Source organism: Rhizobium sp. rho-13.1 (genome assembly GCF_007000305.1).
GTDB classification, from domain to species: domain Bacteria; phylum Pseudomonadota; class Alphaproteobacteria; order Rhizobiales; family Rhizobiaceae; genus Rhizobium; species Rhizobium rhododendri.
Map to the genome: position 1 here is coordinate 145608 of NZ_SCFL01000005.1, position 10993 is coordinate 156600.

The window sequence follows — 10993 nt, forward strand, 5'->3', positions numbered from 1 at the left end:
CGAACGATTTCCAAGGAAACCGGCCCTCCGTTCAGCCACCAGCCAGATGACCGGGTTTGCGAACACGGCGGCTTATACGGGATTCTCGGCGAAAGGCAAGGGAGGGCGGCAAAGGAATATGGTGAAGTGGCTGCGTCTCCTTCTCCCCGCCGGGGAGAAGGTGGCCCCGAAGGGGTCGGATGAGGGGGGCTCCTCACGCGGTACACGGTATGCCGCGCGTCCCCCTCATCTGCCCTGGCGGGCATCTTCTCCCCGGCGGGGAGAAGAGAAATCCTCAGATCGGCATCGGGTATTGGCGATGAACCTTGGCTATCTCGGCCAACACCTCGGGCGACAGCGTCAGGTCTGCGGCGCTGATATTAATCTTCAGTTGCTCCATCGTGGTCGCCCCGATGATCGCTGCTGCCATGAACGGGCGGGTAAGGCAGAATGCGATGGCCATCGCCGACGGGTCGAGGCCGTGCTTGCGGGCGATTTCGAGATAGGCCTTGACGGCCGGCTCCTGCAGCGGCTGCAGGCGGCCGCCGAGATCGCCGTTGATGGCCGCGCGGGAGCCCTCTGGCTTGGCCCCGCCGACATATTTGCCGGTGAGGAGCCCGGCGGCCAGCGGCGAGTAGGCCAGCAGCCCGACATCCTCGTGATGCGACAGTTCGGCAAGGTCGAGATCGAAATGGCGGTAGAGGAGGCTGTACTCGTTCTGGATGCTGGCGACGCGCGGCAGGCCCTTCTGTTCGGCCAGCGTCAGATATTTCTGCGTACCCCAGCTCGTCTCGTTGGAAAGACCGATTGCGCGGATCTTGCCTTCCTTGACGCATTCGCCGAGCGTCTGGAGGATGTCCTCGATGTTGGCGATGACAGCGGCGCGGTCCTGGGTGAAGGGATTGTAGTTCCAGCTCTGGCGGAAGTGGAAATGGCCGCGGTTCGGCCAGTGGATCTGGTAGAGGTCTATATAGTCGGTTTTCAGGCGCTTCAGGCTGGCCTCGAGCGCAAGGCGGATATTGGCGGCGTCGGCGCCCTGGCCTCCGCGCAGATAGGAACGTCCGTTGCCGGCAACCTTGGTGGCGAGTACGATATCCGTGCGCTTGCCGGTTTTTTCGAACCAGGTGCCGATATGCTCTTCGGTGCGGCCCTGCGTCTCGGCCGACAGGGGCGTAACGGGGTACATTTCGGCGGTATCGAAGAAGTTGATGCCCTTCTCGACGGCGAAATCCATCTGCTCGCGGGCCTCGGCTTCGCTGTTCTGCGTGCCCCAGGTCATGGTGCCAAGGCAGATTTGCGAAATCGAAATGCCTGTGCGGCCTAAATTCTGATATTTCATGGGAAAACCTTGGATCTGGCGGGAATGCATGTCCGGGAGGACGGCGGGAATTTAGGTCTAATTCTCGCAAGTGCAAGAAAAATTCGTGGGCCTTAGCATCCGCAAAAGCCCGGTGCCATCAGGCCTGCGCTCTTGACTCCGGGGACAAGAATGCCGATTGGGAAGCCAAACAAGGACGCCAAACAATGACTGTTGCTTTCACATTCCCGGGTCAGGGAAGCCAGGCCGTCGGCATGGGCAAGGATCTGGCCGAGCAGTTTCCCGAAGCCCGCGCGGTCTTTGCCGAGGTCGATGATGCCCTCGGCGAGGCACTTTCCGAGACGATATTCAACGGCCCCGAAGACAAGCTGACGCTGACGGCCAATGCCCAACCGGCGTTGATGGCCGTATCGGTGGCCGCTTTTCGGGTTCTGCAAGCCCGCGGACTCGATCTCAAGGGTAAGGTCGGCTATGTCGCCGGCCATTCGCTCGGCGAATACTCGGCGCTCTGTGCTGCCGGCACCTTCACGCTCGCCGACACCGCCCGTCTTCTGCGCATCCGCGGCAACGCCATGCAGGCAGCTGTTCCCGTCGGCACCGGCGCGATGGCTGCTATCATCGGGCTCGAGCAGGCGGACGTTGTTGCCGTCTGCGAGGAAGCATCGGCGCTCGGCGCCTGCCAGATCGCCAATGACAATGGTGGCGGCCAGATCGTGATCTCGGGCGAGAAGGCAGCCATCGAGAAGGCGGCGGCACTGGCGACCGAAAAGGGCGCCAAGCGGGCGATCCTGCTGCCGGTCTCCGCACCCTTCCATTCCAGCCTGATGGCACCGGCCGCAGACGCGATGCGCGAAGCGCTCGCCAACGTCAAGATGTCCGATCCTATCGTGCCTGTCATCGCCAATGTCCGTGCTGCTCCCGTCACCGATGCCGGCGAGATTGCCGCGCTCTTGGTCGAGCAGGTCACAGGCCAGGTTCGCTGGCGCGAGACGGTTCAGTGGTTTGCCGCCAACGATGTGACGACGCTCTATGAAGTCGGTGCCGGCAAGGTGCTGACCGGGCTTGCCAAGCGCATCGACAAGTCTGTGACCGGCATCGCCGTCAATTCGCCCGCTGATATCGAAGCAGCGCTTGCCGGCCTCGTCGGCTGACCGAGTGCGCTACCAAGCACGCAACATCCAGGAATGAGGAAACTCACATGTTTGACCTGACCGGCCGCAAGGCCCTGATTACCGGCGCCACCGGCGGCATCGGCGAGGAAATCGCCCGCACGCTGCACGCCCAGGGCGCCATCGTCGGCCTGCACGGGACTCGTGTCGAAAAGCTCGAGGCACTGGCAGCCGAACTCGGCGATCGCGTCAAGATCTTCCCGGCCAACCTTTCCGACCGCGACGAAGTCAAGGCGCTCGCCGCCAAGGCAGAGGCAGAACTCGAAGGCGTCGATATTCTCGTCAACAATGCCGGCATTACAAAGGACGGCCTGTTCGTGCGCATGAGCGACGAAGACTGGGATAATGTCATCGAGATCAACCTGACCTCGACATTTCGACTGACTCGCGAACTCACGCATCCGATGATGCGCCGCCGCTACGGCCGCATCATCAACATCACGTCGATCGTCGGTACGACCGGCAATCCGGGCCAGGCGAACTACTGCGCCTCGAAGGCCGGCATGATCGGCATGACAAAATCGCTGGCCCAGGAAATCGCCACGCGCAACGTCACCGTCAACTGCGTTTCGCCGGGCTTCATCGCCAGCGCAATGACCGATAAGTTGAACGACAAGCAGAAGGACGGCATCATGGGCGCCATCCCGATGAAGCGCATGGGCACCGGTGCCGAGATCGCTGCGGCCGTCGCCTATCTCGCATCCAGCGAAGCAGCCTACGTGACGGGGCAGACGCTGCACGTCAACGGCGGCATGGCCATGATCTGAAATGGAAATTGCGGTTGGGGAGAGAATTTGTCCCCAACAGCTTGTTGGGCGGGCCCGTAGGGTTGATTTTCAGGCTTTGCGACAGAGATAAAGCATGTTAATCGGGCCATGACTGTGAACAGTCGTCCCGAATACGCAGATTCTACATGCCGTTATTGCGCGGTTTTGTGGTATCTCAAGCCGGGTTGAACGGGTTTGCCAACGGTGCTCCGATTGAGTGCTGCAGGTTGAAAACAGGGTAGGGGTGCCAGACGGCATTCTGATCAGGAAATAAGGTCGAGGAAACCGACATGAGCGATATCGCAGAACGCGTTAAGAAAATTGTTGTTGATCATCTTGGCGTCGACGCCGACAAGGTTGTTGAAGGCGCCAGCTTCATCGACGACCTGGGTGCGGACTCGCTCGACACTGTCGAACTGGTCATGGCATTCGAAGAAGAATTCGGCGTTGAAATCCCGGACGACGCCGCCGACTCCATTCTGACGGTTGGCGACGCTGTAAAGTTCATCGAAAAGGCCCAGGCTTAACAGCTTGGCAATATCAAAGGGCGGGCTCATGGAGTCCGCCCTTTTTCGTCCGGTCATGCCGGACTTTCCATATGATATGCATGACATGCGCGAAGACAGGGGCTGAGGGCGATGAGACGTGTCGTTATCACGGGTACCGGCATGGTATCTCCTTTGGGGTGTGGCACGGAGGTGTCCTGGACACGCTTGCTCGCCGGCCACAACGGCGCCCGCCTGATCACCGAATTCGAAGTTTCCGATTTGCCTGCCAAGATCGCCTGCCGGGTTCCCGTCGGCGACGGTAGCGACGGCACGTTCAATGCCGACGACTGGATGGAGCCGAAGGAACAGCGCAAGGTCGATCCCTTCATCATCTACGGCATGGCCGCCGCCGATATGGCGCTGAACGATGCCGGCTGGCATCCGAAGACCGACGAGGACCAGATTGCTACCGGTGTGATGATCGGCTCCGGTATCGGGGGTCTGGAAGGCATCGTCGAGGCCGGCTACACGTTGCGTGACAAGGGTCCCCGGCGCATCTCTCCGTTTTTCATTCCCGGCCGTCTGATCAATCTTGTGTCCGGCCAGGTCTCTATTCGCCACAAGCTGCGCGGCCCGAACCACGCCGTCGTCACGGCCTGTTCCACCGGGGCCCATGCCATCGGCGACGCCGCCCGCTTCATCGCCTTTGGCGATGCTGACGTGATGGTTGCCGGCGGTGCCGAGGCTCCCGTTTGCCGCATTGCCATGGCTGGATTTGCCGCCTGCAAGGCGTTGTCGACCCAGCACAACGACGATCCACAGAAGGCTTCGCGCCCTTACGACAACGACCGCGACGGCTTTGTCATGGGCGAGGGAGCTGGCATCGTCGTGCTCGAGGAACTCGAACACGCCAAGGCGCGCGGCGCCAAGATATATGCGGAAGTGGTCGGCTATGGCCTGTCCGGCGACGCCTACCACATCACCGCACCGTCAGAAAACGGCGAGGGCGCTTTCCGCTGCATGACATCTGCCTTGAAGCGTGCGGGCGTCACGGCAGCCGATGTGGACTACATCAATGCCCATGGCACATCGACCATGGCCGATACGATCGAGCTTGGCGCCGTCGAGCGACTGGTCGGCGCCTCCGCTTCGAAGATCTCGATGTCGTCCACCAAGTCGGCGACCGGACATCTCCTCGGAGCGGCCGGAGCAATCGAGGCGATTTTCTCGGCATTGGCGATCCGCGACAATATCGTGCCGCCGACGCTGAACCTCGACAATCCGGAGCGGCCAACCGCGATCGATCTGGTACCGCACACCGCGCGCAAGCGCGATGTCAACATTGCGCTGTCGAACTCCTTCGGATTTGGCGGAACCAACGCGTCGCTCGTTCTGCGCCGCTATGAGGCTTAGAGGCAGGTAACGGCTGATTTTTCGCGCACCACGTGTGTGCGGAAGATCCTGAACCTGTTTTTGCCGCATTGCTTGGTCAAGAGCGGACAAAGACAAGAAGAAGGGACTGCCGGTGAACGACACGAACCAGAACGGGGATACGCCGGCGGGGCAGAAGGGACCGATCATTCCTAAATCGCCAAACGAGGCATTGCGTCCCGAACGCGTGCCGGAGCCACCGAAGCGGTCCCGCAAGGCCCGCAGCCAGATGGTCATCTTCCTGAACTTCCTGATGACGCTTGTCGTCTTCGTCATCGCGCTGGGCGTCATCGGCTTCTACTATGTCGTCTCGACCTACCAGTCGCCCGGACCGCTGACCACCAATGCCAACTTCATCGTCCGTAACGGAGCGGGTCCATCCGAAATCGCTTCTCGGCTGGAGGCCAGCAACATCATTTCTGATGCTCGGATATTCAAATATCTCGCGGCCCGTCAACTCCGCGACGGCGATACACTGAAGGCCGGCGAATACGAGATCAAGGCCGGCGCGTCCATGAAGGACATCATGGAGTTGATGGAGTCCGGCAAGTCCATTCTCTATTCCGTCACGCTGCCGGAGGGCCTGACAACTCGCCAGATCTTCAACAAGCTTCAGGCCGATCCCATACTCGAGGGCGAACTGCCGTCTGCCCTGCCGCCGGAGGGAAGTCTCGAGCCGAACACCTACAAGTTTTCTCGCGGCGCGAAGCGTGCCGAGATTGTCGACCAGATGGCTGCGGCCCAGAAGAAACTGGTCGACCAGATCTGGGAAAAGCGTGACGCCAACCTGCCATTCGCCAGCAAGCAGGAACTCGTCATACTGGCATCGATCGTCGAAAAGGAAACCGGCCTTGCCGACGAGCGTGCACATGTAGCGTCGGTATTCATCAACCGCCTCGCCAAGAACATGCGCCTTCAGTCTGATCCAACCGTGATCTACGGTCTGTTCGGCGGGGACGGCAAGCCGACAGACCGGCCGATCTACCAATCGGACCTGAAGAAGGAAACGCCGTACAACACCTACATCATCAAGGGTTTGCCGCCGACGCCGATTGCCAATCCCGGACGCGATGCACTCGAAGCCACGGCCAACCCCTGGAAGTCGCAGGATCTCTACTTTGTAGCCGACGGCAGTGGCGGGCATGTCTTTTCCGCGACGCTGGAAGAGCATAACGCCAACGTCAAGCGCTGGCGCAAGATCCTGGCCGACAAGGGCGTCAACAGCACCGATATCGTTGTCGACGGCCAGCCTGAAGAAAATGGTGCCGTGACGCCGGCAAAGAAGAAGTAACCCGAAGCAAAGCACGGAGACGCTGATGGCACTGCAGTCCATGACAGGATTTGCCCGGCGTGAAGGCACCAGCGGTCGCTACCGCTGGGCCTGGGAACTGCGCTCGGTCAACGGCAAGGGGCTCGACTTGCGCCTGCGCCTGCCGCCCGGCCTAGAGCGTCTGGAACTCGACATCCGGCGCCTTGTTCCGCTGCAGTTTTCCCGTGGCAACATTCAGGCAAGCCTGTCGATCTCGGCCGACGAAAACCGCTTCGAAGCGGTCGTCAACCAGGCAGCACTCGCCACCGTACTTGCCATGCGCGATCAGCTGGCCGGCATCATCGATCCCGCGCCGCTGAAGCTCGATACGCTGATGGCGATCCGCGGCATCATAGAGTTTCGCGAGACCCCCGAAGGTGACGATGCAGTCGCCAGCCGCGACGCCGACATCATGGCTGGGCTCGAGGGTGCGCTCTACGACCTCAGGACCATGCGGGAGGAGGAAGGACAGGCGCTGGCCCACGTCCTGCTCGACCAGGTCGCCACCATCGAGACGCTGACGGATACCATAGAGCGCGATCCGTCGCGGTCGCCGGCTGAAATCGCCACGAGGCTTGCAGCCCAGGTCGCTTTGTTGATGGACGCAGCCTCCGGGCTGGATCGCGACAGGCTTCACGCAGAGGCGGCGCTCATCGCCACCAGGGCGGATTTGCGCGAGGAGATAGACCGGCTGATGGCCCATGTCGCCGCCTCTCGCGAATTGATGAGGAAAGGTGGCCCGATAGGGCGCAAGCTCGATTTTCTTGCACAGGAATTTAACCGCGAATCGAATACCGTCTGTTCGAAATCGAATGCCGCAGCCGTTACCAACGCCGGCATCGAATTGAAGGTGGTCATCGACCAGTTTCGCGAACAAGTTCAGAATTTGGAGTGAATGATGAATACGGCGATCTCGCCATCGTTGCCAATCGCCCGACGCGGTCTGATGCTGGTCATCTCCTCGCCATCGGGCGCCGGCAAATCGACCATTGCCCGCACGCTGCTGGCCGACGACAAGCAACTCAGCCTCTCCGTCAGCGTCACCACGCGCCAGCGTCGCCCGAGTGAAATCGCCGATGTCCACTACCACTTCGTCTCGCAGCGCGAGTTCGAGCGGATGCGCGATGCCGATGCACTTCTGGAATGGGCAGAGGTTCATGGCAATTTCTACGGCACGCCGCGCGAGCCTGTCGAGACGGCGATGGCCGAGGGCCGCGACATGCTGTTCGATATCGACTGGCAGGGCGCCCAACAGTTGCAGGACAAGATGGCGGCAGACGTGGTCTCGGTCTTCATCCTGCCGCCGACCATGACGGAACTTCAGTCCCGACTGCATCGCCGTGCCGAAGACTCGGAGGCGGTGATTGCGACGCGGCTGCAGAATTCCCGCGCCGAAATCGAGCACTGGCGGGAGTACGATTATGTTCTGGTCAACGAGGATCTGAACACAGCCTTCGATTCGGTGCAGTCGATCGTCAAGGCCGAGCGTCTGCGCCGCGACCGTCGCCATGGTATGTTCGATTTCATTCGGGGCTTGCTGGAAGAAGTGCCGAAACTCTAGAGGCAGTTCGCCAGCCGGCAGAACTCTTCCACGGACAATGTTTCGGCCCGCCTTGTCGGGTCGATGTCGGCGCGCGCCAGCAGCACTTCCCCACCGAGCGATTTGACACTCTGGCGCAGCATCTTGCGGCGCTGGCCAAAAGCCGCCTCGGTGACACGCTCGAGCTTAGCGACGGAGCAGGGGATCGGGTTTTCGCGAGGTGTCAGGTGGATCACCGACGAGGTGACCTTGGGCGGCGGCGTGAAAGCCTGCGGCGAGATATCGAAAGCCGCGTAGGCCTCCGTGCGCCAGCCACAGATCACGCCCAGTCGTCCGTAATGATTGTCGCCCTCGGCAGCGACGATGCGCTGGCCGACTTCCTTCTGGAACATCAGTGTCAGCGATTGCCAGAACGGCGGCCAAACGGCTGGCAGCAGCCAGTTCAGCAGCAACTGTGTGCCAACATTGTAGGGGAGGTTGGCGATGACCCGCACGGGGCCATCTGTCGCCAGCGCGGCAAAGTCGATCTTCAGCGCATCGCCTTCGATCACCTCCAACCGGCCGGGATAATGGGCAGCAATCTCCGCTAGCGCCGGCAGGCAGCGCGGGTCGCGCTCGATGGCTATGACCTTCTTGGCACCGAGCGCTAAGATTGCCCGCGTCAGTCCCCCGGGACCGGGCCCGACCTCGATGACGGTAACGCCCTCAAGGTTGCCGGCCGTCCGCGCCACGCGCTGCGTCAGGTTGAGGTCGAGAATGAAATTCTGTCCCAGCGCCTTGCGTGCATCGAGCCCAAACCGCTCGATGACATCGCGAAGGGGAGGCAGCCCGTCGAGAGCGGCCATCAGGCAGATATCCTGTCGACACGGGCAAGGTCGGCAGCAAGCTTCAGGGCTGCCACGAGACTGTCCGCCTTGGCAATGCCCTTGCCGGCAATGCCGAAGGCGGTGCCGTGGTCCGGCGATGTGCGGACGAAGGGAAGGCCGAGCGTCACGTTGACGGAGTCGTCGAACCCGAGCGCTTTGGCCGGGATCAGCGCCTGGTCATGATACATGCAGATAGCCACATCGTAGCGATGGCGTGCGTCGTCGTGGAACATGGTGTCGGCCGGAAGCGGGCCGAAGGCGTCGATACCCTCGGCGCGCAATACCTCGATGGCGGGGTGGATGATGTCCTTGTCCTCGCTACCGAGCGTCCCGTCCTCGCCGGCATGAGGATTGAGCCCGGCTACAGCAAGCCGGGGGCGGGCAATGCCGAAACGGGCCTTGAGATCGGCGTGCGTAATCCGGCAGGTCTCGATGATGAGGTCTGCTGTCAGCGCTGTCGGCACGTCCTTCAGGGGAATGTGGATCGTTACCGGTATGGCTCGTAATTTCGGGCCGGCCAGCATCATCACAGGCATGAAGCGCTTGCCGCTGTGGCGGCCTGCAAGGTCCGCCAGAAATTCCGTATGGCCGGGAAAGCCGAAGCCGGCCTCGTATAGCACGGACTTGGCAATCGGGTTCGTCACGACAGCTGCAGCCTCTCCTGCCATTGTCAGCTGTACGGCAGTCTCGATCGCAGCGATGGTGCCGCGCGCGGTCGAAACATGCGGCACGCCAGCAGCCACGTCGACACCCGAAGCCACCGGCAGAACCGGCAGCGCGGTGGCGAAGATCGAGCAGGCCTGCGCAGCATCGCATTCCCGAAGGGGAATCTCCCGTCCCAGCAACCGGGCGCGTACGCCGAGGGCAGCCGGATCGCCGATGAAAAGGAACGGCGCAAGCCCCAGCTCCGTGCGGCGCATCCACGCGTCAAGCGTTATGTCGAGGCCTATGCCGGCAGGGTCGCCCTGGGTAAGCGCCAGTGGCCGGGTGTTGAACGCTGTCATCCGAAGAGATCAGCGGTAGATGATCTGCGCCTTGGAGCGCAGTTCATCCACGTATTTCTTCTCGTTGCCGGTGGCCTCGCCCTGGGCGTTCTTGCCAAGATCTTCCTGGCGGAAGACGGCAGCGGCGGCGACATCGTCGCTGACCTGACGCTTGGAGCAAATGGCCAGATACTCGACGCCACGGTCCGTGACGATGGAAGACGTTGTGTTGCCGGTCGCGCCCTCGACCAGCGGCTTCCACTGGGTTGGCAGTTCCGGCGCAAGAACGCGGCCGAGGTCGCGCACCGAGACGTCATGCATCGTGGCGGCAAACACCTTGGCCTGCTCGCATCCCGGGAATTTGGCGCGCGAGGCATCTGCTTCGGCCTTGCGCTTGGCTTCCAGCGTTCCCTTCTTGGCGGCGGGGACCACGAAGATCACCTGCTTGAGGAAATATTCCGTGGTCGACGTGTTGTTCTTGTTCTGCGTCATGCGGGTGATGAGCTCGTCGGGCGACAGCTTGCCGCTGGCGCCGAAGCGCGCATTCAGAACGCGTGGCCAGCTCATCTGGATGGCGATATAAGCTTTGAAGTGTGCGGGCGTGACGCCGGTCTTTGTGAGGACCTCGTTCAGCTGCTCCGTCTTCATCTTGTTGCTTGCGGCAAAGCGGGCATAGGAAGCATCGACATCCGTTGTCGACACCGACATGCGAACGCGCTGGATTTCCTGGCGCTTCAGCAGTTCCGTGACCAGCTGCTCCTTGGCGAGCTTGGGCAAGTCGCCCGTCTGGTGCTGCAGGCGCATGAAGTTGATACGCTTGGCGATGTCGCCGCTGGTGATGACTTCATTGTTGACGAGGACCTTGACCTCGCTGGTGCCCGATGCGACGGCCGGAGGAGCGCCCCGCTGTTGTGGCGCAGCCTGGCCCGAGATCGGCAGTGATGTGGCAATGGCCAAGGCGACAGCGCCGGTTAAAATGGCGCGTACCGGGTTCTGTCCAGCAAACATCGACTATCCCTCTCAAAGGTCCCAGCGGTTGGCCGCTCCTGTCCCGGACGTATCCGGACGGGCCAACGTTTCCTGCCGACCATCTACAGCAAGGCTATGGAATTGCACAATCCTTGCGGCGAAACAATGACACGG

Annotated in this window: 11 protein-coding genes; 7 read left to right on the forward strand and 4 right to left on the reverse strand. The window is 61.6% G+C overall.

Features of this window, described 5'->3' with window-relative positions:
• Positions 1 to 274 precede the first annotated feature (274 nt).
• The gene (locus EQW76_RS15580; protein ID WP_142829696.1) at positions 275 to 1318 is read right to left on the reverse strand and encodes an aldo/keto reductase; all 1044 of its coding nucleotides are present in this window, start codon (positions 1316 to 1318) and stop codon (positions 275 to 277) included.
• A gap of 185 nt (positions 1319 to 1503) precedes the next feature.
• Here EQW76_RS15580 and fabD point away from each other — a divergent pair, with 185 nt between their 5' ends.
• The 7 genes from fabD to gmk all read left to right on the forward strand — a co-directional run bounded on the left by fabD (position 1504) and on the right by gmk (position 8022).
• A complete protein-coding gene (gene fabD / locus EQW76_RS15585) occupies positions 1504 to 2448 on the forward strand; it encodes an ACP S-malonyltransferase (protein ID WP_142829694.1) in 945 nt (314 codons plus the stop codon).
• Positions 2449 to 2495: 47 nt separating this feature from the next.
• Positions 2496 to 3233 (forward strand): 3-oxoacyl-[acyl-carrier-protein] reductase, encoded by a 738-nt coding sequence (gene fabG / locus EQW76_RS15590; RefSeq protein ID WP_142829692.1) that lies wholly within the window; start codon positions 2496 to 2498, stop codon positions 3231 to 3233.
• Between the two features lie 290 nt (positions 3234 to 3523).
• Complete coding sequence (locus tag EQW76_RS15595; RefSeq protein ID WP_027675866.1) at positions 3524 to 3760, forward strand: acyl carrier protein; 237 nt, start codon at positions 3524 to 3526, stop codon at positions 3758 to 3760.
• Between the two features lie 111 nt (positions 3761 to 3871).
• Positions 3872 to 5134: a beta-ketoacyl-ACP synthase II gene (gene fabF / locus EQW76_RS15600; protein ID WP_142829690.1), complete on the forward strand. Its 1263-nt coding sequence runs from the start codon at positions 3872 to 3874 to the stop codon at positions 5132 to 5134.
• Between the two features lie 112 nt (positions 5135 to 5246).
• On the forward strand, positions 5247 to 6443 hold the full coding sequence (mltG, locus tag EQW76_RS15605; RefSeq protein WP_142829688.1) for an endolytic transglycosylase MltG: 1197 nt from the start codon (positions 5247 to 5249) through the stop codon (positions 6441 to 6443).
• Between the two features lie 25 nt (positions 6444 to 6468).
• A complete protein-coding gene (locus EQW76_RS15610) occupies positions 6469 to 7356 on the forward strand; it encodes a YicC/YloC family endoribonuclease (protein WP_142829686.1) in 888 nt (295 codons plus the stop codon).
• 3 nt (positions 7357 to 7359) lie between these two features.
• Positions 7360 to 8022 carry a guanylate kinase gene (gene gmk / locus EQW76_RS15615; RefSeq protein ID WP_142829684.1) on the forward strand — a complete coding sequence of 221 codons (663 nt, stop codon included), beginning with the start codon at positions 7360 to 7362 and terminating at the stop codon, positions 8020 to 8022.
• Here gmk and rsmA read toward each other — a convergent pair.
• The 3 genes from rsmA to EQW76_RS15630 are packed head-to-tail and all read right to left on the reverse strand — an operon-like array spanning position 8019 to position 10858.
• A complete protein-coding gene (gene rsmA / locus EQW76_RS15620; protein WP_142829682.1) occupies positions 8019 to 8846 on the reverse strand; it encodes a 16S rRNA (adenine(1518)-N(6)/adenine(1519)-N(6))-dimethyltransferase RsmA in 828 nt (275 codons plus the stop codon). The two genes, gmk and rsmA, sit on opposite strands and share 4 nt — an antisense overlap.
• Positions 8846 to 9871, reverse strand: coding sequence for a 4-hydroxythreonine-4-phosphate dehydrogenase PdxA (gene pdxA, locus EQW76_RS15625; RefSeq protein ID WP_142829680.1), 1026 nt, complete (start codon positions 9869 to 9871; stop codon positions 8846 to 8848). The genes rsmA and pdxA overlap by 1 nt, the downstream gene beginning before the upstream one ends.
• Positions 9872 to 9880: 9 nt before the next feature.
• Positions 9881 to 10858 (reverse strand): peptidylprolyl isomerase, encoded by a 978-nt coding sequence (locus tag EQW76_RS15630; RefSeq protein ID WP_142829678.1) that lies wholly within the window; start codon positions 10856 to 10858, stop codon positions 9881 to 9883.
• Positions 10859 to 10993: the final 135 nt, after the last annotated feature.